This is a genomic window from Streptosporangium sp. NPDC004379 (assembly GCF_042873875.1).
Taxonomy (GTDB): domain Bacteria; phylum Actinomycetota; class Actinomycetes; order Streptosporangiales; family Streptosporangiaceae; genus Streptosporangium.
This window is the reverse complement of record NZ_JBIAMC010000009.1, coordinates 106,098-130,186: the sequence shown is the minus strand read 5'-3', so window position 1 is coordinate 130,186 and position 24,089 is coordinate 106,098. Positions and strand designations below refer to the sequence as shown.

Annotated in this window: 25 protein-coding genes; 18 read left to right on the top strand and 7 right to left on the bottom strand. The window is 72.9% G+C overall.

Annotated features, from left to right (window positions below):
- Positions 1–22 precede the first annotated feature (22 nt).
- Together ACFYSC_RS20810 and ACFYSC_RS20805 are read right to left on the bottom strand one after the other, a co-directional pair.
- Complete coding sequence (locus ACFYSC_RS20810; RefSeq protein ID WP_389963908.1) at positions 23–1,951, bottom strand: ABC transporter ATP-binding protein; 1,929 nt, start codon at positions 1,949–1,951, stop codon at positions 23–25.
- Complete coding sequence (locus ACFYSC_RS20805; protein ID WP_389963905.1) at positions 1,948–3,888, bottom strand: ABC transporter ATP-binding protein; 1,941 nt, start codon at positions 3,886–3,888, stop codon at positions 1,948–1,950. Before ACFYSC_RS20805 ends, ACFYSC_RS20810 begins: the two co-directional genes overlap by 4 nt.
- 335 nt (positions 3,889–4,223) lie before the next feature.
- Between ACFYSC_RS20805 and ACFYSC_RS20800 the strand changes: the two genes are divergently transcribed.
- The gene (locus ACFYSC_RS20800; RefSeq protein WP_389963902.1) at positions 4,224–5,717 is read left to right on the top strand and encodes an erythromycin esterase family protein; all 1,494 of its coding nucleotides are present in this window, start codon (positions 4,224–4,226) and stop codon (positions 5,715–5,717) included.
- 97 nt (positions 5,718–5,814) lie between these two features.
- Here ACFYSC_RS20800 and ACFYSC_RS20795 read toward each other — a convergent pair whose 3' ends face one another.
- Together ACFYSC_RS20795 and ACFYSC_RS20790 are read right to left on the bottom strand one after the other, a co-directional pair.
- Positions 5,815–5,997: a hypothetical protein gene (locus ACFYSC_RS20795; protein WP_389963899.1), complete on the bottom strand. Its 183-nt coding sequence runs from the start codon at positions 5,995–5,997 to the stop codon at positions 5,815–5,817.
- Between the two features lie 7 nt (positions 5,998–6,004).
- Positions 6,005–6,244 carry a hypothetical protein gene (locus ACFYSC_RS20790; protein WP_389963896.1) on the bottom strand — a complete coding sequence of 80 codons (240 nt, stop codon included), beginning with the start codon at positions 6,242–6,244 and terminating at the stop codon, positions 6,005–6,007.
- A gap of 406 nt (positions 6,245–6,650) precedes the next feature.
- Between ACFYSC_RS20790 and ACFYSC_RS20785 the strand changes: the two genes are divergently transcribed.
- The gene (locus tag ACFYSC_RS20785) at positions 6,651–7,670 is read left to right on the top strand and encodes a hypothetical protein (RefSeq protein ID WP_389963893.1); all 1,020 of its coding nucleotides are present in this window, start codon (positions 6,651–6,653) and stop codon (positions 7,668–7,670) included.
- Positions 7,671–7,961: 291 nt separating this feature from the next.
- Here the strand turns inward: ACFYSC_RS20785 and ACFYSC_RS20780 are convergent, their stop codons facing one another.
- Genes ACFYSC_RS20780 through ACFYSC_RS20770 form a run of 3 tightly spaced genes read right to left on the bottom strand, consistent with a single transcriptional unit; the run spans position 7,962 to position 10,176 of the window.
- On the bottom strand, positions 7,962–8,603 hold the full coding sequence (locus ACFYSC_RS20780; protein ID WP_389963890.1) for a 4'-phosphopantetheinyl transferase: 642 nt from the start codon (positions 8,601–8,603) through the stop codon (positions 7,962–7,964).
- A complete protein-coding gene (locus ACFYSC_RS20775) occupies positions 8,600–9,442 on the bottom strand; it encodes a metallophosphoesterase family protein (protein WP_389963887.1) in 843 nt (280 codons plus the stop codon). Before ACFYSC_RS20775 ends, ACFYSC_RS20780 begins: the two co-directional genes overlap by 4 nt.
- Entirely contained in the window at positions 9,439–10,176 is a 738-nt protein-coding gene (locus ACFYSC_RS20770; RefSeq protein ID WP_389963884.1) for a thioesterase II family protein, read from the bottom strand. The genes ACFYSC_RS20775 and ACFYSC_RS20770 overlap by 4 nt, the downstream gene beginning before the upstream one ends.
- A 411-nt stretch (positions 10,177–10,587) precedes the next feature.
- Here ACFYSC_RS20770 and ACFYSC_RS20765 point away from each other — a divergent pair, with 411 nt between their 5' ends.
- From ACFYSC_RS20765 to ACFYSC_RS20690, 16 genes are all read left to right on the top strand, one after another.
- Complete coding sequence (locus ACFYSC_RS20765) at positions 10,588–11,208, top strand: SIS domain-containing protein (RefSeq protein ID WP_362933269.1); 621 nt, start codon at positions 10,588–10,590, stop codon at positions 11,206–11,208.
- Positions 11,205–11,591 (top strand): HypC/HybG/HupF family hydrogenase formation chaperone, encoded by a 387-nt coding sequence (locus tag ACFYSC_RS20760; RefSeq protein ID WP_389963880.1) that lies wholly within the window; start codon positions 11,205–11,207, stop codon positions 11,589–11,591. Before ACFYSC_RS20765 ends, ACFYSC_RS20760 begins: the two co-directional genes overlap by 4 nt.
- A gap of 18 nt (positions 11,592–11,609) precedes the next feature.
- Positions 11,610–12,302, top strand: coding sequence for an SIS domain-containing protein (locus tag ACFYSC_RS20755; protein ID WP_389963877.1), 693 nt, complete (start codon positions 11,610–11,612; stop codon positions 12,300–12,302).
- Positions 12,303–12,490: 188 nt separating this feature from the next.
- Entirely contained in the window at positions 12,491–13,672 is a 1,182-nt protein-coding gene (locus ACFYSC_RS20750; protein ID WP_389963874.1) for a hydrogenase expression protein HypE, read from the top strand.
- A 2-nt stretch (positions 13,673–13,674) separates the two neighbouring features.
- Positions 13,675–15,483: a nickel-dependent hydrogenase large subunit gene (locus ACFYSC_RS20745; RefSeq protein ID WP_389963871.1), complete on the top strand. Its 1,809-nt coding sequence runs from the start codon at positions 13,675–13,677 to the stop codon at positions 15,481–15,483.
- Positions 15,480–16,175, top strand: coding sequence for a NifU family protein (locus ACFYSC_RS20740; RefSeq protein ID WP_389963869.1), 696 nt, complete (start codon positions 15,480–15,482; stop codon positions 16,173–16,175). Before ACFYSC_RS20745 ends, ACFYSC_RS20740 begins: the two co-directional genes overlap by 4 nt.
- Positions 16,172–17,020, top strand: coding sequence for a DUF5947 family protein (locus ACFYSC_RS20735; protein ID WP_389963866.1), 849 nt, complete (start codon positions 16,172–16,174; stop codon positions 17,018–17,020). Before ACFYSC_RS20740 ends, ACFYSC_RS20735 begins: the two co-directional genes overlap by 4 nt.
- Positions 17,013–17,645: a DUF6084 family protein gene (locus tag ACFYSC_RS20730; protein WP_389963863.1), complete on the top strand. Its 633-nt coding sequence runs from the start codon at positions 17,013–17,015 to the stop codon at positions 17,643–17,645. Before ACFYSC_RS20735 ends, ACFYSC_RS20730 begins: the two co-directional genes overlap by 8 nt.
- Positions 17,642–19,555: a hypothetical protein gene (locus tag ACFYSC_RS20725; protein ID WP_389963861.1), complete on the top strand. Its 1,914-nt coding sequence runs from the start codon at positions 17,642–17,644 to the stop codon at positions 19,553–19,555. Before ACFYSC_RS20730 ends, ACFYSC_RS20725 begins: the two co-directional genes overlap by 4 nt.
- Complete coding sequence (locus ACFYSC_RS20720) at positions 19,552–20,043, top strand: hydrogenase maturation protease (protein WP_389963858.1); 492 nt, start codon at positions 19,552–19,554, stop codon at positions 20,041–20,043. Before ACFYSC_RS20725 ends, ACFYSC_RS20720 begins: the two co-directional genes overlap by 4 nt.
- 22 nt (positions 20,044–20,065) lie before the next feature.
- On the top strand, positions 20,066–20,170 hold the full coding sequence (locus ACFYSC_RS20715) for a DUF6893 family small protein (protein WP_389963855.1): 105 nt from the start codon (positions 20,066–20,068) through the stop codon (positions 20,168–20,170).
- Positions 20,171–20,233: 63 nt separating this feature from the next.
- Positions 20,234–20,626 carry a hydrogenase maturation nickel metallochaperone HypA gene (locus ACFYSC_RS20710; protein ID WP_362933299.1) on the top strand — a complete coding sequence of 131 codons (393 nt, stop codon included), beginning with the start codon at positions 20,234–20,236 and terminating at the stop codon, positions 20,624–20,626.
- Complete coding sequence (locus tag ACFYSC_RS20705) at positions 20,574–20,852, top strand: HypC/HybG/HupF family hydrogenase formation chaperone (protein ID WP_389963852.1); 279 nt, start codon at positions 20,574–20,576, stop codon at positions 20,850–20,852. The genes ACFYSC_RS20710 and ACFYSC_RS20705 overlap by 53 nt, the downstream gene beginning before the upstream one ends.
- A 6-nt stretch (positions 20,853–20,858) precedes the next feature.
- Positions 20,859–21,986 carry a hydrogenase formation protein HypD gene (gene hypD / locus ACFYSC_RS20700; protein WP_389963849.1) on the top strand — a complete coding sequence of 376 codons (1,128 nt, stop codon included), beginning with the start codon at positions 20,859–20,861 and terminating at the stop codon, positions 21,984–21,986.
- A 242-nt stretch (positions 21,987–22,228) separates the two neighbouring features.
- Complete coding sequence (gene hypE / locus ACFYSC_RS20695; RefSeq protein WP_389963847.1) at positions 22,229–23,272, top strand: hydrogenase expression/formation protein HypE; 1,044 nt, start codon at positions 22,229–22,231, stop codon at positions 23,270–23,272.
- Positions 23,273–23,387: 115 nt separating this feature from the next.
- The gene (locus ACFYSC_RS20690; RefSeq protein ID WP_389963844.1) at positions 23,388–23,831 is read left to right on the top strand and encodes a hypothetical protein; all 444 of its coding nucleotides are present in this window, start codon (positions 23,388–23,390) and stop codon (positions 23,829–23,831) included.
- The last annotated feature ends 258 nt before the right edge of the window (positions 23,832–24,089 follow it).

Below are 24,089 nucleotides of genomic sequence, written 5' to 3'. Positions count from 1 at the left end.
TGCCCGGTCCGGCCGGAACGCCTCACCCGTGGCCGGCCGGGGCTCCGGACCCCTCCGACACGCTGTCCATCCAGGCCCGGTGCAGACCGGCGAAGCGGCCCCCCTCCGCGATGAGCCGGTCCGGGGAGCCGTCCTCCACGATCCGGCCGCCCTCGATCACCAGCACCCGCTCGGCGGTCTCGACCGTCGACAGCCGGTGGGCGATGATCAGCGCGGTCCGGTCGGCGAGGATCGTGCGCATCGCCCGCTGAACGAGCCGCTCACCCGGCACGTCGAGGCTGGAGGTGGCCTCGTCGAGGATCAGCACCGCCGGGTCGGCGAGGAAGGCGCGGGCGAAGGCCACCAGCTGCCGCTGGCCCGCCGACAGCCGGCCGCCGTGCTTGCCGACCTGGGTGTCGTAACCCTCCGGGAGCGCCGAGATGAAGTCGTGGGCGCCGATCGACCGGGCGGCCGCCACGACCTCGTCCATGGTCGCGTCCGGGCGGCCGAACCGGATGTTGTCGGCCACCGTACCGGTGAACAGGAAGTTCTCCTGCGTCACCATGACCACCGCGCCGCGCAGCGTCTCCTCGGCGAGGTCGCGCAGGTCGACGCCGTCGAGCAGCACCCGGCCGGCGACGGGGTCGTAGAACCTGGCGACCAGCTTCGCCAGCGTGGTCTTGCCCGCCCCGGTGGTGCCGACCAGCGCCACGTTCTGCCCGGCGGGGATCACCAGGTCCATCTCCGGCAGGACCGGCGTGCCGTCGAGGTAGGAGAACTCCACCCCCTCGAACCGCACCTCGCCGCGCGGCCGCTCCAGCGCCACCGGCTCGCGCGGCTCGGCCACCACGGGCCGCTCGTCCAGCACGCCGGCGAGCTTCTCCAGCGCCGCCGCCGCCGACTGGAACGTGTTGTAGAACTGGCTGATCTCCTGCATCGGCTCGTAGAACTGCCGCAGGTAGAGCAGGAAGGCCGCCAGCACGCCCACCTGGACGTCACCGCCGATGGCCCGCCAGCCGCCGTACAGCAGGACGGCCGCGATCGTGACGTTGCCGATCAGCTTGACCCCCGGCATGAACATCGCGATCAGCCGCATGCTGCGGAGGTTGGCGTCCCGGTAGTCCACGTTGAGTTCGGAGAAGATCTCCTGGTTGCGCGGCTCCCGGCGGAACGCCTGGACCGCCCGGATGCCGGTCATCGACTCCACGAAGTGGACGATCACCAGGGCGACCGTCTCCCGGGTCCGGCGGTAGGCGAGGCTCGACTGCCGCCGGAACCACCGGGTGAACAGCAGCAGGACCGGCAGCGGCAGCAGGGCGACCAGCGCCAGCGGGACGTCCAGGACCAGCAGCAGGACCGCGGTGCCGACCAGCGTCAGCACGGCGGTGACCAGCCCGTCGAAGCCCGACTGCAGCATCTCGGAGATGGCCTCGATGTCGGAGGTGAGCCGCGCGACGACCCGCCCGGAGGTGTAGTCGTCATGGAACGACAGCGACAGCCGCTGGAAGTGGCCGAACACCCGCCGCCGCAGCTCCAGCAGGATGTTCTGGCCGATCCGGCCCGCCATCCTGAGGAACACCTGCCGACTCACCGCCTGCACGGCCGCCGCGACCAGGATCGCCGCCACGACGGTCACCAGCGTCCCCGGCCCGTGCCCGGCGGCCATCGGCGGGATGCCGGAGTCGATGCCGACCTTGACCAGGAAGGGGATGGCCAGGGCGGCGGCGTTGCAGACGACGATGACCGCGACGAGCAGCGCGATCTGCCTGCGGTAGGGGCGCAGCAGCTCGCCGAGCAACCGCCTGGACTGCGAGCGCAGCGCCAGCGACTCCTGCGGCGGCAGGTCGTCGTCCTTCTCGGCGGCGACCCCCCGCCACGCCCGTTCGTCCTGCTCGTCCCGCTCGTCCCGCTCGTGCTCCGGCCGGTCCGGGCGGGCCGCGCCCGCCGGTCTCGCGTGGTCCGTCGTGCTCATCGCAGCGCCCCCTCGCTGTCCAGGTCCATGCCGGCGCCCAGGCCGGCCCCCTCGTCCGGGCCTGAGTCCGGGCCTGAGTCCGGGTCCGGGTCCGGGCCGATCTCGTCGTCCAGGGCCGCCGACAGCAGCGCGCGGTACTCCGGCACGCTCGCCAGCAGCTCGTGGTGCCGGCCGACGTGCGCGATCGTGCCGTCCAGCAGCAGCGCCACCTTGTCCGCCAGCAGCACGGTGGAGGCGCGGTGCGCCACGACGATCCCGGTCGCGTCGCGCAGCACGTGCCGCAGCGCCTCCTCCACGAGGATCTCCGTCTCGACGTCCAGCGCCGAGAGCGTGTCGTCCAGCACGAGGATCCTCGGCCGGCTCAGCACGGCGCGGGCCAGGGCCAGCCGCTGGCGCTGACCGCCGGACAGCGACATCCCCTGCTCGCCGATCCTGGTGTCCAGCCCCCACGGCAGCCGGTGGACGAACCCGGCCTGGGCCGTCTCGATCGCCGCCTCGATCTCCTCCTCGGTGGCGTCGTGCCGGCCCAGCGTCAGGTTCTCCCGGACGCTCATCGAGAACAGCGTCGGCTCCTCGAAGGCCGTGGCGACCAGCGAGCGCAGCGCGGGCAGCGACAGGTCCCGTACGTCGTGCCCGTCGATCGTGACCCGGCCCGCGGTGACGTCGTGCAGCCGCGGCACCAGGGAGGTCAGCGTGGTCTTGCCCGAGCCCGTCGCGCCGACGACCGCGACCGTCTCGCCGGGCCGTACGTCCAGCCAGACGTCACGCAGCACCGGCTCGGCCGCGCCGGGGAAGCGGAACTCCACACCCTCGAACCGCAGGTGCCCCCGGGGCCGCTCGATCTCCCCGGAACCGCCGACGATCTCCGGCTCGGTGTCGAGCACCTCCAGCACGCGGTCCGCCGCGGTCATCGCCTCCTGGCCCTGCACCAGGATGAAGCCCAGGGCCGAGATGGGCCACACGAGCTGCAGCATCAGCGTGGTGAAGGCGACCAGCGTGCCCAGCGTCAGCGCGCCCGAGCCGACCGCGAGCGCGCCCAGCAGCAGCACCAGCGCGAGGGTGACGTTCGGGACCACCTCCAGGAAGGTGAAGAACTTCGACGACAGCCGCACCTTCTCCATCGAGGAGCGGTAGACCTTGTCCGCCCCCTCACCGAAGAGGCCGGCGATGTGCCGTCCGCGGCCGAACGCCTTGATCGTCCGGATGCCGACCGCGGACTCCTCGATCACGGTGGCGAGGTCGCCCTGCTCGTCCTGGACCCGCCGGGAGACGTCGATGTACCCCCGTTCGAAGCGCAGCGAGGTGATCACCACCGGCGCCGCGGACAGGGCGACGAGCAGGCCGAGCGGCCAGTACATGTTCAGCAGCAGCACGGTCACCGTCACGATCTGCACGGTGATCAGGACGAGGAAGAGGATGCCGAAGCCGAGGAACCGCCGGATCACCGACAGGTCCGTGGTCACGCGCGACAGCAGCTGGCCGGACTGCCAGGAGCCGTGGAAGCCCATCGGCAGCCGCTGCAGGTGCCGGTAGACGTCGTCGCGGAGCCTGGTCTCCACGTCCAGGACGACGTCGGACATCAGCCACCTGCGGGCGAAGATGAGGCCCGCCTCCAGCACGCCCAGCGCCAGGGCCAGCAGGGCGAGGGGGACCAGGGCGCCGGTGTCCCTGTCCGCGACGGGACCGTCGATGATCTTCCGGGCGACCATCGGGATGACGATCGCGATCCCGGTCGCCACGAGGGCGGGCAGCCAGATGAAGACCAGGCGGGTGACATGGGGGCGGAGGTAGGACCTCATCCGCCACAGGGAGGTCAGGCCGCGGCGGCGCGGCGGGGGAGCGGGGGCCGGGCGGGGGTCCTCCGCGGGCCCGGCGGTGTCGTCTCCGGTCGAGTCGTTGGAGTCCTTCTGTTCGAGGGGGTCCGTATCAGGGGGCATCAGCAGGCAGCACTCTCCTCACGGTCTAGGGGTGGTTGGTCGCCGACCGGCGCACAGAACCCGCCTAGGCTAAGGCAGCCGTCAACCGGTTTTCCGGTCGGTGGAGCCGCCGGATCTCCCGGACATTCCAGTCATTCCAGACCGGGCATGAAGGCTCACTGTGGCGGAGGGGTGCCTTGAGTCTCCGCCCGCCGTACGGCGTCGGCAACTGCCCCGGGGGTGGCGCTGCCGTAACCGCGGCGGCAGGCGAGGCTGCGCGCCGTACGGCGGTCTAAGCTGGTGTCAACACCGCCCCGGCGGGGCGGCGACCCGCTCCGACCTGGGAGTTGGTGGCGATGACGGATCGGCTGCCCGCGAATCCCCGCGCCGTCGCGCGCCCCTCGGACGGCGGCACCGCGCTCCGTCCCGGAGCCTCGGCGATCGCCTCCCGGGCGCTGCCCGCGGCGGAGGGGACGCCCCGCGAGGAGGACCTGCTGGATCTGGTGGGTGACGCCCGCTTCGTACTGATCGGGGAGGCGTCCCACGGCACCCACGAGTTCTACGAGGCCCGTGCCCACATGACGCGGCTGCTCATCGAGAAGCGGGGATTCTGCGCCGTGGCGGCGGAGGCCGACTGGCCCGACGCCTACCGGGTGAACCGCTACGTCCACGGCCGCAGCGACGATCTCACCGCGGAGGAGGCGCTGCGCGGCTTCGAGCGCTTCCCCACGTGGATGTGGCGCAACGCGGTGGTGCTCGACTTCGTCGGCTGGCTGCGCGCCCACAACGACCGGGCCGGCCGCGCCGAACGCGCCAGGGCGGGCTTCTACGGCCTCGACCTGTACGGCATGTACCGGTCGATCCACGAGGTCGTCGCCTTCCTGGACAGGACGGACCCGCAGGCCGCGGCGCGCGCCCGCGAGCGCTACGCCTGCTTCGACCACTACGGCGCCGACGACAGCCGGGCGTACGGCTTCGCCGCCGCGTTCGGAGCCGGAGAGTCGTGCGAGGAACAGGCGGTCGAGCAACTGGCCGACCTGCGCGCCCACACGCTGGAGCACGTCCGAAGGGACGGGATGCTCGCCCGCGACGAGGTCTTCTACGCCGAACGGAACGCCAGGGACGTCGTGGCCGCCGAGGAGTACTACCGCACGATGTTCGGCGGGCGGGTCTCCTCCTGGAACCTGCGCGACACCCACATGGCCGAGACGCTGCACGCCCTCGCCGCCCACCTCACCCGGCAGCGCGGCCGGCCGGCCAGGATCGTGGTGTGGGCGCACAACTCCCACGTCGGCGACGCGCGGGCCACCGAGGCCGGCGAGGAGGGCGAGGTCACGCTCGGGCAGCTCGCCCGCGAGTGCTTCCCCGGAGAGTGCCGCCTCATCGGCCTCACCACCTACACCGGCACGGTGACGGCCGCCGGCGACTGGGGCGCCCCCGCCGACCGCATGCGGGTACGGCCCGCCTTCCCCGGAACGGCCGAGGAGCTCTTCCACCGCACCGGCCGCGGCGACTTCCTGCTCGACCTGCGCGCCGCCGGGGAACCCGCCTCCGGGAAACCCCCCTCCGGGGAGTACGGCGCGGGCGAGCCGGGTGGCGGTGAGCGCGGCGCGGGGGGACCCGGCGCCGGTGATCCCGCGGGGGGACTCGGCACGCCCCTGCTGGAGCGGGCGATCGGCGTGGTCTACCGCCCCCGGACCGAACGGCGGAGCCACTACCTGCACGCCCGCCTGGCCGGGCAGTTCGACGCGGTGATCCACATCGACGAGACCCGGGCCGTCGAGCCGCTGGAGCGGACCGCCCGCTGGGAGCGGGGCGAGGCCCCCGAGACCTACCCCTTCGCCGTCTGAGCCGGAGCGCCCGAGCCCAGGGAAGTCTTCCCACCCGGTTCGACGGCGGCGACTTCAGCCGCGCGGTGTTCGCCGGCGTGCTTGTCTTCATGGCTTCTCATTCCGGGTCGTGACGGTCGTCCAGTAGACGGGGCAGCAGGCCCAGGGCGACACCGGCTGCTGCGCCACCGCTGAGCAGGGCGGTGGGCCAGGGGGCGCCGGCCGCCAGGGTGAGGGCGCAGGCGATGGCCGCGACCAGGGTGGTGATGGTGAGCACGATCAGGACGGTCGTGGAGAACATGCGGGTTTCACTCCTGCGGTGGTGCCGGCACCGTGCCGGCGGTGTGTTCATCGGCCCAGAACTCGATCAGCTCTTCGCGGGTGAGCCGGTCGGATGGGCGGTTGGGCGGGATACGTCCGGTGGTCAGCGCCCAGGTGGTGACCAGCAGTATGAGCAGCTGGTCGTCGTCGGTGACCTGAGGTGGGAAAGGGCGGCAGGACCGGGTGCCGTTGACGCGCAGGAAGGCGTGGGCACTGGCGCATGGCATGGGGCTCTCGCCTCCGTCGTCGGTGGCAGGGGGTGCGCGGTCAACGATGCGGGGGCTGTGGCGACGGCTGCCACCACTTCCAGCATCCTCGAATGAACCCGGACAAGCCGCTGCTTTCCTGGTGGTGATCTCTCCGCGACGCCATGCGTCGGCCGGTGTCCGGTGTCGTCCGGAAGCCCTTCGGCGCCGTCCGGTCTCATCCGGAATCCGCATCCGTTCTCATCCGGGATCATCCGGAGTCATCCGGGCCGTTCTCTGATTCCCCTGGTCACCCGTTCTTCCGGGGGGCGCGTGTTCCGGACGAGACGGGATGTGCGATCTGCCCCAGCTTGACAGTCCTTTGGTGTAACTATGGCTTCCGTCACTTTTTGTTGATCACTAGTTACCGAATCGGACTAAAGGTGCAATGGAGGGTCAACATCGCGTCGCGGCGCACCACGGCTTCATCGACCAGCTCAAGGAACTGCGTGAGCAAGCCGGGGGTCCGACGCTGTCCCAGATCAAAAGACTGTCCATCGCCAACGCGAAGAGGGAGAAATACGCGGCGCTCGAACCCAGCACCACACACGACATTCTGAGTGGCAAGCGAAAGCGCCTTCCGCCCTGGCCGTGGGTCGACATGTTCGTGGCCGCCTGCCATGCGGCGGCCGTGGAAAACGGACTGCCCGTCGAGCCCCTGGGCGGCCGCGCTGACTGGAACGCCCGGTGGCGGGCCGCTCGCGTCGCTCGGGAGGACGCCGAGGATCCCCTGTCCGACGCCGCCCGGCCGCCCGCACGACCGCCGGACAGCCGGACGGGTGAGGCGACGCCCGCGTCTCCCGTCACCGTGCAGACGAAGCCGCCTGAGCCCGACGTCGCCGACGCGGTGGCGCTCTGGCGGGAGAGGCAGGGTGATCGGGAGGTCTACGGCAGGATAGGGGCCCGGCTGCTGGGGGAGATCGAGATGGGGGATCCGCAGGATTGCATGCGGATGGCGGTCATAGCCTGGTTGAGGAACCAGCACTCGTCGGCGTATCTGTGGCTGCACCGCGCCGGTGACGCGGCCAGGTTGCTGCGTCCCTCCTCGTTGACCGAGGCGGCCGCCGAACTGGCCTTCCGTTACGGGCGGCACTACGAGCGTGCCGCGCGGATCGGCGTCGCGATGTTCTTCTACCGGCTGGCCGACCGCCACGGCCACCCGGCGGCGGCCTTTCACTCCGACCTGATCGAGCAGCGCAGGCGGCATGAGCATGCCGCTGCACCGTGGTCTGACAGCGCGGGGCCAAACGGCTACTTCCGCACGGCTGTGGAGATCACCAGCGGTTGGGCGCGGATCGGCGATCCGCTCTGGAAAGAGAACGATGTCGTGCCGGCCGAAGCGATCGAGCCCATCATCGTGGTCGAGTCGCCCCAGCCGACGGAAGACCCTCCGCTGGCTGTTTTCTGACCTCGCCACCGCCCGGACCCATCGATGTGAGGCCGGCTCTTCCCTCCGGAGCCGCGCTCACTCGCATCTGTCCATCGACGGTGATGCGATCGGCCTGGTCAATGAGGAGAGTTCAGGTTTTCCTGAAGCGATCATCCCGCTCCCGCGAGGCTCCATGAAATGACGCCCGGCCGTGGTTTCGGTGACACCGCACCGGGAGCCCGCAGGACCTCGCCGACGCCGCCCGATCCTCGTCATCTGTGCCGCTCACGGTGCTCGCCGTGCTGCGCGGCTGGACGGCCCCGCCGGGCGTCACCCCTGCGGCAGGGCGATGGCGGTGAGCGCCAGGCCGCCGGAGACGAGCCAGCGGCCGGTGAAGCCGGTCAGCTCCCGGCCCTCCACCACGGGCCCGGCCACCAGCAGCCGGGCGGTGAACGTCCCGGCCGGATCGAAGGTGACGTGGGCCTCGTCGAAGTCGAGCCAGCGCCGGGCCAGCGGGAACCACGCCTTGTAGACGCTCTCCTTGGCGCTGAACAGCAGCCGGTCCCAGTGGGTTCCGCCGGCGAGGCGCGCCAGCTCGGCCCGTTCCTCGGGGAGGGCCACGATGCCCGCGATCCCCTCGGGGAGCGGCTCGTGCGGCTCGGCGTCGATGCCGACGGTGAGGGCCTTGAGGGAGACCGCGGCGGCGCGGTACCCCTCGCAGTGGGTGATGGCGCCCCGTACCCCGGCGGGCCAGACGGGCGCGCCCAGCTCGCCGGGCAGGATGGGGGCGGGCGGCACGCCCAGGCGGGCCAGCGCCCGGCGGGCGCAGTGGCGGGCGGTGGTGAACTCGCGCCGCCGCCGCTCCACCGAGCGGGCGACGACCGCCGCCTCCTCGGGGAACAGCCCGGCGTCGGGCGGGTCGGCGAACGCCTCGGCGCTCGCCACCCACGACGGCAGGATCTCCTCGATCACGGCGCCGCCGCCGGGGGAGCGGGCAGGATGCGGCGCAACCGGCCCGGCTGGGTGGGGCGGGGCCGCCACTCGCGCGGGTAGCCCAGCGAGACCTCCTCGAAGCGCACGCCGTCGTACCAGGTGGTGCGGGGGATGTGCAGGTGGCCGTAGACGACCGCGCGGGCGTCGAACCGCAGGTGCCAGTCGGCGGTGAGCTCGGTGCCGCACCAGATCGTGAACTCCTGGTGGTGCATGACCCGGGTCGGCTCGCGCACCAGCGGATAGTGGTTGACGAGCACGGTCGGCAGGCCACCCGGGCGTTCGGCCAGCCGCCGTTCCGTCTCGGCGACCCTGGCCTCGCACCACGCCGCGCGGGAGGGGTGGGGGTCGGGGTGCAGGAACACCTCGTCGGTGCAGACCACGCCCCTGTCGTAGGCCAGGGCCAGCGCCTCCTCGGCGGTGGCGACCCCCGGCATGCGGAAGGTGTAGTCGTACAGCACGAACAGCGGGGCGATCACGACCGGCCCGCCCGGCCCCTCCCACACCGGGTAGGGGTCCTCCGGGGTCACCACGCCGAGGTCACCGCAGACCTTCACCAGGTGCCGGTAGCGCTCCTCGCCGCGCAGCCGGACCGGGTCGCTGGAGTGGGACCACAGCTCGTGGTTGCCCGGAACCCACACGACCTTCTCGAAACGTCCGGCCAGCAGGCCGAGCGCCCACTCGATGTCGGCGACCTTCTCCGAGACGTCCCCGGCGACCAGCAGCCAGTCGGACCCGGACGACGGCCGCATCTCCTCGACGATCCGGCGGTTCTCCTGGTAGCCGACATGCAGGTCGCTGACGGCCAGCAGCGCCGTCACGCGTGAACCGCCCTCACTGAGCCGAGGATCATCCGGGCGATCTCCGGTACGTGGCCGGTGAGGAAGAAGTGGCCGCCGGGGAACACCTTCAACTCGAACCGGGAGGTGGTGTGCCGGCCCCACGCCTCGGCCTCGGCCACACTGGTCACCGGGTCGGCGTCGCCGGTGAGCGCGGTGATCGGTACGGCGAGCCGCGCCTCGCCGTCGGGGCTGTGGGTGCAGACCGCCCGGTAGTCGGCGCGCAGGCTCGGCAGGATCAGCCCGCGCAGCTCCTCGTGCCGCAGCACCTCCGGATCCGATCCGCCGAGCATCTCGGCCAGGGCCACGAGCTCGTCGTCACCGAGCAGGTGCGCGGTCTCCAGCCGGGTCGTGGAGGGGGCGCGCCGCCCGGACACGAACAGTGCGACCGGCCCGCCGCGGTCCAGCCGCCGGGCGACCTCGAAGGCCATGACGGCCCCCATGCTGTGCCCGAAGAACACCCGTGGCCGGTCGCCTCCGCCGAGCGCCTCGGCCGTCCGGTCGGCGAGCAGGGACAGATCGTCGATCAGCGGCTCGTCGAACCGGTCCTGCCGGCCCGGGTACTGCACGGCGAGCATCTCGGCGGCGGGCGCCAGGGCCGCCGACAGCGGGTGGTAGTAACTCGCGGTGCCCCCGGCGTGCGGGAAGCAGACCACCTGGACGTCGCTTCCGGGGGAGGGGTGGAAGCGCCGGATCCAGCGGGCGGCTGCCGTCAAGGTCGTTCTCCTTCGGTCGGTCGGCGGGCCGTCGTGCCGGACGCGTGCCGTACGGCGGCCCGGCTGGACGCGCGTCGTACGGCGACGGTCCCGCGGGACGCGTGCCGTACGGCGGCCGTCGTGCCGGACCCGCGCCGTACGGCGGCGGCCCGGGGTGCCCGAGGCGCGCCGTCCCGCCCGTGCCCCGCCGCGAGACGACCCCACTGCGAGACGATAACGGGGAACGTTGATCATCACCAAGGGCGGGAACCCCGCGGGACGCGGGAATCCCGGTGGATCCCCGTCGCCGGCGGCCGCCGCGGCCGGTCGGGCGAGTGATCAGATCTTTACTCCGCTTTGTGGCGTCGAAGGTGTCGATTCGCCGAACACGGAACGTAATCTGACGACTACCGTAAATGACGGAGTGTTCACATGCCAGTGACATCGACCATGCAGTTGGCCGTCAGCGAGGCCTTCGCCCGCCGGGATTCCGCCGGTCACGCTCTCGCGGAGGACTCCCTGCGCATCGCCCGCGCGTGCCGGGAGATGGCGGACCGGTTCCACCGCGGTGGAAAGCTGATCGTGTTCGGCAGCGGCGGGGGCGGCACCGACGCGGCCCACATCGCGGTCGAGTTCATGCATCCGGTCATCATGGGCAAGAAGGCGCTGCCCGCCCTGGCCCTCAGCAACGACGCCGCCACCGTCAGCGGGGTGAGCGCCCGGGAGGGGCCCGCCGAGTCGTTCGCCCACCAGCTGCGCCGTTGGGCCGACCCGGCGGACATGGCGCTCGGGATCTCCCGCGACGGCGACTGCCCGGGTGTCCTGCGCGGCCTGCAGGAGGCCGGGGCGCTGGGCCTGTTCACGCTCGCCCTCGTCGGGGGCGACGGCGGCGCCGTGGTGCGCGAGCGGGCGGCCGAGCACATCCTGATCGCCGCCTCCGACGACCCGGCGGTGGTCAAGGAGATTCACGTCACCGTCTATCACGTGCTGTGGGAGCTGGTTCACGTCTTCCACGACAGGCCCGGCCTGCTCGGTGGAGAGGAGACACGATGAGCGACGAGGACGGCTGCTGCGACACCGGGCCGTGCGTCACGTGCGCCGACGAGGCCGTGCCGATGCGGGTGATCAGCATCAGGTACGGCGGGCTGGCCGTCGCCGGCGCGGGCCCGGTCACCACCGAGGTGAGCGTGGCCCTGGTGGACGCCGCCGAGGGCGACACGGTCCTCGTCCACGCGGGGGAGGCCATCGCGGTCGTCGGCAGGCACCGGCGCGCGCCGGAGGAGGCGGCGCCCGGAGACATAGGACCCGGAGGCGCGGTGCCCGGGGAAACGATGCCCGGAGACACGGCGACCGGAGAGACGGCGACCGGAGAGACGGCGATCGGGGACGCGGCGGTCCAAGGCGCCGCGATCGGCAGACATCGGGAAACGCGGTGACCAGGAGAGGAAACGGCGATGAGCACCGGTGAGCGGCCCCCCGAGGGGATGGGCGGGCTCTACCCCTTTCTCTACCCGGGCCCCGGCGACCTCGACGCGGTGCTGACCGAGGCGCTGCGCTCCACCGGAGAGAAGGCCGCCGAGATCGTCCGGCTGCGCCGGGAACTGGCCGAGTCGATGGCGGACGAGCTCGTCGAGTGCGCCGGGGAGATGGCCATCCGGTTCGCCGCCGGCGGGCGGCTGTTCGCCTTCGGCAACGGCGGCAGCAGCACCGACGCCCAGGAGGTGGCGACGGCGTTCCTGCATCCCGGCTACGGGCTCTCCCTGCCCGCGCTGTCGCTGACCAGCGACGTCGCCGTGGTGACCGCCCTGTCGAACGACGTGGGCTTCGACGTCGTCTTCGCCCGCCAGCTCGCCGCCCTCGGGCGGCGCGGCGACATGGCCTTCGGCCTGACCACCAGCGGCGGTTCCGCCAACGTCGTCCGCGCCTTCGAGGAGGCGGCCCGGCTGGGCATGCTCACCATCGGCCTGGCCGGGGACCGGGGCGGCAGGCTGTCCGAGCTGGAGCTGCTGGACTACCTGTTCGTCATCCCCTCCTCCTCGGTGCACCGGATCCAGGAGGCGCAGACGACGGTCTACCACGTGCTGTGGGAGCTGACCCAGCACGCCCTCGGCGCCGCCCCGGCCCCGCCGGTCCACAACGTCGGCTGACGGACCCGGGCCCGGACCCGCCGCGAGAACACGAGAGCACGAGAGCACGAGAACGCGAGGAGCCCGGCGAACCCGAGGAACCCGAGGAACCCGAGGAGACGCGTCATGATCCGCACCGCACGAGACCTCCCCCACCACCATCGACCACCGGCATCGAGGAGCGGGGAGCCCCGGGAAGGCAGGACGGCATGACGGCACCGGCGGGCCGGGCGCGGCAGGAGAAACGGCACGAGAAACGGCAGGAGAAACGGCAGGAGAGACGGCGGGAGAGCCAGGGCGCGGCGGAGCCGCAGGAGGAACAGCGGCAGGAGAGCCGGGGCGCGGCCGGGCCGCCGGAGGAGGAGCCGCTCGTCCACATCCTCTGGATCAACGCCGGGCTGAGCTGCGACGGCGACTCGGTCTCGCTGACCGCGGCGACGCAGCCCAGCATCGAGGAGATCGCCCTGGGGGCGCTTCCCGGCCTGCCGAGGGTGGCCGTGCACTGGCCGCTGGTCGACTTCGAGTCCGGGCCGATGCAGGGCTCCGACGTGTTCATCGAGTGGTTCTTCCGGGCCGCGCGCGACGAGCTGGAACCGTTCGTGCTGGTCGTGGAGGGATCCATCCCGAACGAGTCGATCAAGCAGGAGGGCTACTGGTGCGGGTTCGGCAACGACCCGGCCACCGGGCAGCCCCGGACCACCAGCGAGTGGCTGGACATCCTCGCGCCGAAGGCCACCGCCGTACTGGCGGCCGGAACCTGCGCCACCTACGGCGGCATCCACGCCATGGCGGGCAACCCGACCGGCGCGATGGGCGTCGCCGACTACCTGGGCTGGGACTGGCGCTCCAAGGCCGGCCTGCCGATCGTCAACGTGCCGGGCTGCCCGGTCCAGCCGGACAACCTGTCGGAGACGATCCTCTACCTGCTCTACCAGCTCACCGGGCAGGCGCCGATGATCCCGCTGGACGAGGCGCTGCGGCCGACATGGCTGTTCGGCCAGACCGTGCACGAGGGCTGCGACCGGGCCGGCTACTACGAGCAGGGCCAGTTCACCGCCGAGTACGGCTCGCCGAAGTGCCTGGTGAAGATCGGCTGCTGGGGGCCGGTCGTACGGTGCAACGTGCCCAAGCGCGGCTGGATGAACGGCATCGGCGGCTGCCCCAACGTGGGCGGGATCTGCATCGCCTGCACGATGCCCGGCTTCCCCGACAAGTTCATGCCGTTCATGGACGAACCGCCCGGAGCGCGGCTGTCGTCCACGGTCAGCGGCGCCTACGGCGGCGTCGTGCGCGGCCTGCGCGGCATCACCCTCAAGACGGTCGACAAGGAACCGAAGTGGCGCACCAAGGGCCGCGCCCTGCTCACCGGTTACAAGGCGCCCTGGAGCTGAGCATGAAGACCTCACCTGAGAAGACGGAGGAGACCCCGCCGCCCGGCGGCCGGGAGCTGGTGGAGATGTCGTGGGACCCGATCACGCGGATCGTGGGCAGCCTCGGCATCTACTGCAAGATCGACTTCGCCAACCGGGAGGTCGCCGAGTGCTACAGCACCTCGTCGATCTTCCGCGGCTACAGCATCTTCATGAAGGGCAAGGACCCCCGCGACGCGCACTTCATCACCAGCCGGATCTGCGGCATCTGCGGCGACAACCACGCCACCTGCTCGGTCTACGCCCAGAACATGGCCTACGGCGCCCGCCCCCCGGCGCTGGGGGAGTGGATCGTCAACTGCGGCGAGGCGGCCGAGTACATGTTCGACCACAACATCTACCAGGAGAACCTGGTGGGGGTCGACTACTGCGAGAAGATGGTCCGCGAGACCAACCCCGGGGTGCTCGCGCTGGCCGAGACCACCGAGGCCCCGCACGCCGCCGACCACGGCTTCCGCACCATCGCCGACATCATGCGCTCCCTCAACCCGCTGGAGGGGGAGTTCTACCGCGAGGCCCTGGCCATGAGCCGGGTCACCCGGGAGATGTTCTGCCTGATGGAGGGCAGGCACGTGCACCCCTCCACCCTGTATCCCGGCGGGGTCGGCACGGTCGCCACCGTGCAGCTGTTCACCGACTACCTCACCCGGCTGATGCGCTACGTCGAGTTCGTCAAACGGGTCGTGCCCATGCACGACGACCTGTTCGACTTCTTCTACCAGGCCCTGCCCGGCTACGAGGAGGTCGGCCGCCGCCGGGTGCTGCTCGGCTGCTGGGGCAGCTTCAACGACCCCGAGCACTGCGACTTCGACTACCGCACCATGAGCGACTGGGGCCGGCGGATGTTCGTCACCCCCGGCGTGATCGTGGACGGCCGTCTCGTCACGAACGACCTCGTCGACATCAACCTCGGCATCCGCATCCTGCTGGGCAGCTCCTACTACGACGACTGGGCCGGGCAGGAGCCGTTCGTCACCCACGACCCGCTGGGCAACCCCGTCGACATCCGGCACCCGTGGAACCAGCACACCATCCCCCACCCGCAGAAACGCGACTTCACCGGCAAGTACAGCTGGGTGATGTCGCCGCGCTGGTTCGACGGCGCCGACATGCTCCCGCTGGACACCGGCGGCGGCCCCATCGCCCGCCTGTGGTCCACCGCCCTGTCCGGGCGGGTGGACATCGGCTACGTCAAGGCCACCGGCCACAGCGTGCAGATCAACCTGCCGAAGACCGCCACCCGCCCGGAGAAGACGCTGGAGTGGACCATCCCCACCCACGACGGCCAGCCGCTGTCCAACGCGCTGGAGCGCAACCGGGCCCGCTCCTACTTCCAGGCGTACGCGGCGGCCTGCGCGCTGCACTTCGCCGAGCAGGGCCTGGCCGAGGTCCGCGCCGGGCGCACCCGGACCTGGGCGCCGTTCGAGGTGCCGGAGGAGGCGATCGGCTGCGGGTTCACCGAGGCGGTCCGGGGCGTGCTGTCGCACCACATGGTGATCAGGGACGGAAAGATCGCCAACTACCACCCGTACCCGCCCACCCCGTGGAACGCCAGCGTCCGCGACCCGTACGGCACGCCCGGCCCGTACGAGGACGCGGTGCAGAACACCCCGATCTTCGAGGAGAACCCGCCGGAGGACTTCAAAGGCATCGACATCATGCGCGCCGTACGCAGCTTCGACCCGTGCCTGCCGTGCGGGGTCCACATGTACCTCGGCGGCGGCAAGGAGCTGCGCAAACTGCACAGCCCGCACGCCTTCGGCCCGGCATGACCGGCCCGGCGACCCCCGGGGAGCCACCCGGGGAGGGGCCGCTCACCGACCCGCTCACCGACGGGCACGACGGGCACGACGGGCACGGTGCCCGCGCCGTCCGTACCGCCCGCGCCGTCCGGGCGGGCGGATCCCGGGGGCGCGACGTCCGCGCGGTGGGCGAGCGCGTCGAGGCGCTGCTCGCCGACCTCGGCGAGCACGCCGACCCCGCGACGCGCGCCAGGGCCGAGGAGCTCGTCCGCGCCCTCGTCGAGCTGTACGGCGCCGGCCTGGAACGCGTCGTCGAGGCCGTCGTCGAGGCCGGAGCCGCCGGCGTCCTGCACCGCCTGACCGGTGACGACCTCGTCTCCGGCCTGCTCATCCTGCACGACCTGCACCCGCTCGGCACCGCCGAACGCGTCGCCGCCGCCCTGGACGAGGTCCTGGCCGGCCGCGAGGAGAGGGCCGAACTGCTCGGCGTGGACGAGGCGGGCGTCGTACGGCTCCGCCTCACGGGCGCCGGTCACGGCTGCCCCTCCTCCCGGCGCGCCCTGCTGCGCGCCGTCGAGGACGCCGTGACGCGGGCCGCGCCGGAGGCGGCGCGCGTCGAGATCACCGAGGCCGGGGGGCGGACAGCGGGGCCGGCGGCGGGCCGGTCGCCCCTGCTGCAGATCGGCCGCCGCCCGGCCGTCGCGGGCGGGGGAGCGCCGTGACGGCGGCCACCGGGCTGCGCCGCTTCCGGACGCCGGACGCCGGGGCCGCGACCCGGTGCGAGCTGTGCGGCGAGCCGGCCGGGGAGGACCACGGGCACGTGGTGAACCTGGAGACCCGGGCGCTGCTGTGCGCCTGCGCCTGCTGCCACCTGCTGTTCTCCCACGACGGCGACCACGATGACGGTGACCGCGACCGCGACCACGATGACCGCGACCGCGACGGCGGCCGTGATCACGACGGTGGTGATCAGGGCGGCGGTGATCAGGGCGGTGCCCACGACGGCGGTGACCGCGACGGCGGTGATCAGGGCGGCGCCCGCTACGGCGGTTCGCGGCGGCGCTACCGGGGGGTGCCGCGCCGCCACCTGCACGCGCCCTCGTTCCCCCTGACCGAGGCCGACTGGGAGGAGATGCGGATCCCGGTGCGCACCGCGTTCTTCTTCCGCAACTCCGCGCTCGGCCGGATCGTCGCCTGCTACCCCAGCCCCGCCGGGGCCACCGAGTCCCTGCTGCCGCACGACACCTGGGAACGGGTCCTGACCGCCGTCCCGGAGATGGCCGGGGTGCTGCCCGACGTCGAGGCGCTGCTGGTGGACCGCCGCCCCCAGGGGGGCTTCGCCTGCCACCTCGCACCGATCGACGCCTGCTACCGCCTGGTGGGCCTGGTACGGCTGCACTGGAAGGGCTTCGACGGCGGCCCCGAGGTCTGGCGGGCCATCGACGGTTTCTTCGCCGACCTGCGCCGCCGCGGCCGCCGGGTGCCGTGGCCGGACGGCCGCGGTGCCCCGGAGTGCGGCGGGGACGGTCACGGCGCCCCGGAGTCGCGCGGGGGCGGCCGTGGATGAGATCGCCTTCACCTGCGTGGGCGCGCGGGCCGAGCCGTACGCGGCCTTCCCGACGCTCCTCTTCCGGCTGCGCGTCACCGAGCCGTCGCCCGCCGGGGTGCACGCCGTACTGCTGCGCTGCCAGATCCGGGTGGAGCCGCACCTTCGGCGGTACGGCCCCGCCGAGGCGGAGCTGCTCGGCGACCTGTTCGGCGACCCGTCCCGATGGGGCGACACGCTCAGGCCGATGCACTTCGCGACCGTCTCGGCCACCGTCCCCGCCTTCCACGGCGCGACCGAGATCGACCTGCCCGTGCCCTGCAGCTACGACCTGGAGGTGGCCGCGGGCAAGTACTTCGCCGCGCTGGACGACGGGGAGATCCCGCTGATCCTGCTGTTCGGCGGCACGGTCTTCGCCCGCGCCGAGAGGGGTTTCTCGGTGACGCAGATCCCCTGGCACCGGGAGGCCCGGCACCGGCTGCCGGTCGGGGTGTGGCGGGAGCTGATGGACCGCTACTTCCCGGACAGCGGATGGCTGCGGCTGAACCGCGGCACGCTGCGCGCCCTGCGCCGCCTCAAGGCCGAACGCGCCCTGGCCACCTGGGACGAGGCCGTGGAACTACTGCTGGAGGAGAGCCGGCGATGACCGCTCCCATGGAGATCGCCCGCCGGGTCGCCGACGCGGTGCTGTACGAGGGCTACCTGCTCTACCCCTACCGGGCGTCGGCCGCCAAGAACCGGGTGCGCTGGCAGTTCGGGGTGCTCGTGCCGCCGGGGTTCGACGCCACCTGCGAGCACCCCTCCAGCGTGACCGAGTGCCTGCTGGAACGCGCCGACGACGCCGAGGTACGGCTGCGGCTGCGCTTCCTGCACGTCAGGACCCGCGTCGTCGAACGGGCCGGGGACGACGGCCACCGGCCCGTCCCCGAGCTGACCGTCGAGACGGCCGGACCGGCCGCTCCGGCAACCGGGACGGCGGGCGGGTTCCCGGTCCGGGAGGCGGACCTCGGGACGGCGGGCTCCGCGGAAGCGGGCGACGGGCCCGGGACGGCGGGCGGGGCTCCGGAGGGATTCCCGGACCGGAAGACGGGCTTTGGAACGGCGGGCTCCGGGGAAGCGGGCGACGGGCCCGGGACGGCGGGCGACGCGGTGACCTACCTGTCCTTCGAGGAGGCCACCGAACGCGAGACGGAGGTGGTCTTCCCCGTCGCCGGACTGCTCGACGGCGAGCGCGCCGCCGACGTGCGCCTGCCCGGGGACCGGTCCGTCGAGACGATCACCGGGCCGTCCGGCCGGGCCCGGGGCCGCGTGGTCCGCGAGCACCTGCCGCTGCACGCCGTCGTTCGGGCCCGCGCCGAGCGGGTGGCGGGGCCGTACGATCTCGTCCGGCTGCGCGTGCGGGTGGAGAACGTCACCGGCTGGGACGACCCGGACGCCACCCGCGAGCAGGCGCTGCGCCGCTCGCTGATCTCGGCCCACCTGATCATCGAGGTGACCGGCGGCGCGTTCGTCTCCCTGCTCGACCCGCCCGAATGGGCCCGGCCCGCCGCCGAGACCTGCCGCAACGAGCGCACCTGGCCCGTCCTCGTCGGCGAGCCCGGTCACCGCGACGTGCTGCTGTCGTCGCCGATCATCCTCTACGACTACCCGGACACCGCCCCGGAGAGCCCGGGTGACATGTTCGACGCCACCGAGATCGACGAGATGCTGCACCTGCGGACGCTCACCCTCACCGAGGAGGAGCAGCGGCAGGCCCGCGCGACCGACCCCCGGGTGGCCCGTCTCCTCGACATGGTGGCGACCCTGCCGCCGGAGCTGGCCGAACGGCTGCACGGCGCGATCCGCCACCTGGAGACCCCCGCCCGCGACGCCGCCGCGCCCCGCTGGGGCTCGGCGGCCGGTCCCGGCGCGGTCCCGTGGGACGACGCGTCCCCGGCCGGTCCGCCCGCGGGCCCCGTGCCGGATCCCGTGCCGGGCCTCACGCCGGATTCCGTACCGGACCTCGCCGCAGACCTCGTGTCGGGCCGCATGCCCGGCGCCGCGCCGTGGGGCGATCCCGGCGCCGACTTCTGGAGCGACCTCGCGAACGGGCCCGGTTCCTCGCCGGACACCGACGCCGTGTCCGTCGCCGGGGTGGAGGTCGCCAGGGGCAGCCGGGTACGGCTGGCGCCCGGCAGGCGGCGCGCCGACGCCCATGACATGTTCCTGGCCGGCCGGACCGCCCGGGTGGAGGCCGTGCTCACCGACCTGGACGGGGCGCGCCACCTGGCGGTGACCCTGGACGAGGATCCCGGCGCCGACCTGCACCGTTCCCACGGCCGCTTCCTCTACTTCGCCCCCGACGAGGTCGAGCCGCTCGACGCCCCCGGCCCGGCGGACGGTACGGCGGGCACCGGCCTCCCCGGCCTCCCCGGCCTCCCCGGCCTCCCCGGCCTCCCCGGCCTCCCCGGCCTCCCCGGCTTCTCCGGACGGACGCCGGGCCGGCCCGGCCGTCCGGAGGACGCCGGCACCGGGACGGACGCGCGGGACACGCCTGAGGGGCGGGACGCCCCATGAGCGGCATCCTCGTCGCGGGCGTCGGGAACGTCTTCCTCGGCGACGACGGGTTCGGCGTCGCGGTGGCCGGGCGCCTCGCGGAACGCGACCTGCCCGCCGGCGTCTCGGTGGCCGACTTCGGCATCCGCGGCGTCCACCTGGCCTACGAGCTCACCGGCGGCGGCCACGACACCGCGATCCTCGTCGACGCCGTGGCCCGCGGCGGCCCGCCCGGCACGCTGTACGTCCTGGAGCCCACGCCCGGCGAGGTGTCCGGACCGGTCCTCGACGCCCACGACATGACCCCGGAGACCGTGCTGGCCCTGGCCAGCGCGCTCGGCGGCGGGACGGCACGGGTGCTGCTCGTCGGGTGCGAGCCCGCCGACCTGTCGCCCGGCATGGAGCTGAGCCCGCCGGTGGCCGCGGCCGTCGGCGCGGCCGCGGACCTGGTCGCCGACCTGGTCCGTCAGGAGATGGCGGCGGCGCCCGCGAGCGCCCGCTCGCCGTAGCCGCCCACAGGGAGGAGAGACCGTGTTGAGACGCCTGTTCGTCGGAGCCGTCCTGGTGGGGATCGGCGTGCTGGTCTACCAGTCGATCCCCGACCTCAAGCGCTACCTGCGGATCCGCAGGATGTGACGCCCGGCGAGAACCAGTGAAGAGCAGAAGAGCAGTGGGACCGGAAATACCAGTGAGGCGGACATGCACGAATTCGGGATCGCCGAGGCGATCCTCGACGCGGTGGAGAAACGCGCCAGGGGCCGCAGGGTGGAACGGGCGCGGGTGCAGGCGGGCGCCATGCTCCGGGTCACCGAACCGATGATCAACCAGGCATTCGCCATGATCGCCGGAGGGTCGGCCGCAGAGGGGGCCCACGTCGACCTGGTCGTCGTGCCCGTGCAGCTGATCTGCCGCTCCTGCGGCCAGACGGCCGCGTCGCTCGACCCCTACGCCACCTGCCCGGAGTGCGGCGGCGTCGACCTCGACGTGGAGGGCGGCGACGACCTCGTCCTCGAATCCATCCAGATGGCGGAGGCCACCCATGTGCCTGGGAATCCCGGGGGAGATCGCGGAAATCCTGACCGACCGGCCTGACCTGGCCATGGTCGACGTCAGCGGCGTACGGCGCGCGATCAACATCGGCCTGCTGGAGGGTGAGCCCCTGGCGGCCGGCGACTGGATCCTCATCCACGTCGGCTTCGCGCTGTCGAAGATCGACGAGACCGAGGCCCGCGCCGCGCTGGACTTCCTCGAAAGCATCGGCGAGGCCTATGACGAGGAGATCGCGGCCCTCCGAGAATCCATGATCGAGCAGGGGTGAGGACCGGTGCGTTTCGTCGACGAGTACCGTGACGCCGGCCGGGCACGGGCCCTGGCCGCGCGGATCGCCGGGCTGTGCGAACCCGGCCGCCGCTACAAGTTCATGGAGGTGTGCGGAGGCCACACCCACACCATCTACAAGCACGGGCTGGAGGACCACCTGCCCGAGGCCGTCACGCTCGTGCACGGCCCCGGCTGCCCGGTCTGCGTGATCCCGATGGGACGGGTGGACGACGCGATCCACGTCGCCATGCAGCCGGACGTGATCATGACGTCGTTCGGCGACATGATGCGGGTGCCCGGGGGCGACGGCTCCTTCCTGGACGCCAAGGCGCGCGGCGCCGACATCCGCATGGTCTACTCCCCGCTGGACGCCCTGCGGATCGCCCGGGACAACCCCGGCAAGCGGGTGGTGTTCATGGGCATCGGGTTCGAGACCACGGCGCCCTCCACCGCGATGACCGTCCTGCGCGCGCGGGCCGAGGGGATCGCCAACTTCTCGGTCCTCTGCAACCACGTCATGATCATCCCGGCGATCAAGGCGATCCTCGACTCGCCCGACCTGCGGCTGGACGGGTTCATCGGGCCCGGCCACGTCTCGGCCGTCATCGGGTGCAGGCCGTACGGGTTCATCGCCCGCGACTACGGCAAGCCGCTGGTGGTCGCCGGGTTCGAGCCGCTGGACGTGCTGCAGACGGTCCTGCGGCTGCTGGAGCAGCTCGCCGCCGGGCGGGCCGAGGTGGAGAACCAGTACGCCCGGGTGGTGCCCTGGGACGGCAACGCCAGAGCCCTCGACGTCATCAACGAGGTGATGGAGCCGAGGCCGTACTTCGAGTGGCGGGGCCTGGGGTTCATCTCCTCCTCGGCGCTCGCGATACGCGAACGCCACGCCGGCTTCGACGCCGAGCGGATCTTCGACCTTCCCGGCGTGCGGGTGGCCGACCCCAAGGCGTGCCAGTGCGGCGAGGTGCTCAAGGGCGTGCTCAAGCCCTGGGAGTGCAAGGTGTTCGGCACGGCGTGCACGCCCGAGACGCCGATCGGCACCTGCATGGTGTCGTCGGAGGGCGCCTGCGCGGCCTACTACAACTTCGGCCGGTTCTCCCGGGACCGGGTCAGGGAGGCGACCCGCGCGTGAACACCGACGTGACCACCGGAGCCGGCGAGGCGGCGCGTCCCGGCCACCGGGCGGACTCCCCGGCTCCGGCTTCCGGAGAGCCGGAAGGTTCCCTGGGGCTTGAGGCATCCGGGAGGCCGGGGGGTCCCCGGGGACCTGAGGTCTTCGAGAAGCCGGGAAGTTCCCCGGGACCGGGGGTCTCCGGGGGGCCGGGGGTCTCCGGGGGACCGGCGGAGAGGGCGGAGCGGGACCGCGAGGCGCTGGTGCTGGAGCGCATCGAGCGGGCGCGCCGCCGCCCCGCCCGCGTCCGGGAGGACCGCGTCACCCTCGCGCACGGCGCGGGCGGCAAGGCGACGCACACCCTCGTCGAGGCGGTGTTCCTGGAAGAGTTCCGCAACCCGCTGCTGGAGCCCCTGGAGGACGGCGCGGTCTTCGACGGCCTCGCCCTCACCACCGACGCGTTCGTGGTGACGCCGCTGTTCTTCCCGGGCGGCGACATCGGCGACCTGGCCGTCAACGGCACCGTGAACGACCTGGCGATGTGCGGGGCCCACCCCCGCTACCTGTCGGCGGCCTTCGTCGTCGAGGAGGGCTTCCCCGTCTCCGACCTGCGGCGGGTGACCGCCTCGATGGCGGCGGCGGCGCGGGCGGCGGGCGTGTGGATCGTCACCGGCGACACCAAGGTCGTCCAGCGGGGCAAGGCCGACGGCTGCTACATCACCACCGCCGGGGTGGGCACGATGGACCACCCGGTACGGCTCAGCGCCGCCGCGGCCCGGCCCGGGGACGCGGTCATCGTGTCCGGCCCGATCGGCGAGCACGGCGTCACCGTCATGATCGCCCGCGGCGAGCTGGACATCCAGGCCGACCTCGCCTCCGACACCGCGCCCCTCAACGGGCTGACCGGGCGGCTGCTGGACGCCTGCGACGGCCGGGTGCGATGCCTGCGCGACGCCACCCGCGGCGGGGTGGCGACCGTCGTCAACGAGATCGCCGGAGCCTCCGGGGTCGCGGTCGTGCTCGACGAGGACGCGATCCCGGTGCGGCCCGCCGTGCGCGGGGCGTGTGAGCTGCTGGGTCTCGACCCGCTGTACGTGGCGTGCGAGGGCCGGATGGTCGCCGTGGTCGACGGGGAGGCCGCGGACGCGGCCCTCGCCGCGCTGCGCTCCGATCCGCTCGGCTCCGGCGCGGCGGTCATCGGGCGGATCGCCGACGACCCGCCGGGGCTGGTGCTGCTGCGGACGTCCTTCGGCGGCACCCGCATCGTCGACCTGCTGGTCGGCGACCCGCTGCCGAGGATCTGCTGACGACCCCGCCGTAAGCCCGGGACCACGGATCCCGGGCCCCGGAGTCCAGGGGTCCAGGGGACCCGGAACCCATCGAGAACCTGCTGATCGACCGAGACCCACGGGGGTGGCGGACATGGGAAGACACCGCGAGAGGCGACAGGACACGGCACGGGACGGCGGCCCCTCCGGCCCCGCCCCCGGCGGCGCCGTCTGGCACGGCTTCTCACCGGCCGTGGGCCGGGCGAGCGAGGAGGTGGTCCAGGCGGGCGACCGCGCCTGGGGACCCCCGCCGGAGGGCCTGGGGCCGGAACGGGAGGCGTCGCGGGCGGAGCGCGAGGGGATCTCCTCCACCGAGCCCGCCCCCGTGGGGCCGATGGGCGTCGGCGTCAGCGAGACCCGCGGCCCCGAGGAGCTCGCGGCCCGGGAGCGCGAGCAGGGCCGCCGGGAGGCCGGCGTCGACGAGCGGACCGGCAGGCCGTACGGGACCTCCGAACCGGAGGACGCCACCGGCGTCGCGCCGCAGAAGACGGCCGAGGAGGAGAGCCCCTACCTGCCGCCGGGCGACCAGGCCGGCTGACGGCCCGGCCCGCCTGGCCCGCGGCTCGTTTCGCGTGCGGTCCTTCTCCGGAAACGCCGGTGCCCGTTTCCGGAGAAGGTTCGGGCGTCCCGGTGGATCCGGGGCCCGTAAAGAAGAATTGACGGAATCCGCCCCGGGTGATCACGTCACCCTGTGTGTCGCACTCATCCTTCTCCGTGGTGAACTGCATAGAGTTGTCGGGGTGGAACCGAGCGTGAGTGGCAGGAAAAGCGGCGAAGGCGCCATTGTCATGATCTC

What these genes read in the sequence shown, in the direction of transcription:
- ACFYSC_RS20810 (WP_389963908.1), bottom strand. Translation starts at nt 1,951, where the DNA reads ATGAGCACGACGGACCACGCGAGACCGGCGGGCGCGGCCCGCCCGGAC.
- ACFYSC_RS20805 (WP_389963905.1), bottom strand. Translation starts at nt 3,888, where the DNA reads ATGCCCCCTGATACGGACCCCCTCGAACAGAAGGACTCCAACGACTCG.
- ACFYSC_RS20800 (WP_389963902.1), top strand. Translation starts at nt 4,224, where the DNA reads ATGACGGATCGGCTGCCCGCGAATCCCCGCGCCGTCGCGCGCCCCTCG.
- ACFYSC_RS20795 (WP_389963899.1), bottom strand. Translation starts at nt 5,997, where the DNA reads ATGTTCTCCACGACCGTCCTGATCGTGCTCACCATCACCACCCTGGTC.
- ACFYSC_RS20790 (WP_389963896.1), bottom strand. Translation starts at nt 6,244, where the DNA reads ATGCCATGCGCCAGTGCCCACGCCTTCCTGCGCGTCAACGGCACCCGG.
- ACFYSC_RS20785 (WP_389963893.1), top strand. Translation starts at nt 6,651, where the DNA reads ATGGAGGGTCAACATCGCGTCGCGGCGCACCACGGCTTCATCGACCAG.
- ACFYSC_RS20765 (WP_362933269.1), top strand. Translation starts at nt 10,588, where the DNA reads ATGCCAGTGACATCGACCATGCAGTTGGCCGTCAGCGAGGCCTTCGCC.
- ACFYSC_RS20760 (WP_389963880.1), top strand. Translation starts at nt 11,205, where the DNA reads ATGAGCGACGAGGACGGCTGCTGCGACACCGGGCCGTGCGTCACGTGC.
- ACFYSC_RS20755 (WP_389963877.1), top strand. Translation starts at nt 11,610, where the DNA reads ATGAGCACCGGTGAGCGGCCCCCCGAGGGGATGGGCGGGCTCTACCCC.
- ACFYSC_RS20750 (WP_389963874.1), top strand. Translation starts at nt 12,491, where the DNA reads ATGACGGCACCGGCGGGCCGGGCGCGGCAGGAGAAACGGCACGAGAAA.
- ACFYSC_RS20745 (WP_389963871.1), top strand. Translation starts at nt 13,675, where the DNA reads ATGAAGACCTCACCTGAGAAGACGGAGGAGACCCCGCCGCCCGGCGGC.
- ACFYSC_RS20740 (WP_389963869.1), top strand. Translation starts at nt 15,480, where the DNA reads ATGACCGGCCCGGCGACCCCCGGGGAGCCACCCGGGGAGGGGCCGCTC.
- ACFYSC_RS20725 (WP_389963861.1), top strand. Translation starts at nt 17,642, where the DNA reads ATGACCGCTCCCATGGAGATCGCCCGCCGGGTCGCCGACGCGGTGCTG.
- ACFYSC_RS20720 (WP_389963858.1), top strand. Translation starts at nt 19,552, where the DNA reads ATGAGCGGCATCCTCGTCGCGGGCGTCGGGAACGTCTTCCTCGGCGAC.
- ACFYSC_RS20710 (WP_362933299.1), top strand. Translation starts at nt 20,234, where the DNA reads ATGCACGAATTCGGGATCGCCGAGGCGATCCTCGACGCGGTGGAGAAA.
- ACFYSC_RS20705 (WP_389963852.1), top strand. Translation starts at nt 20,574, where the DNA reads ATGTGCCTGGGAATCCCGGGGGAGATCGCGGAAATCCTGACCGACCGG.
- ACFYSC_RS20690 (WP_389963844.1), top strand. Translation starts at nt 23,388, where the DNA reads ATGGGAAGACACCGCGAGAGGCGACAGGACACGGCACGGGACGGCGGC.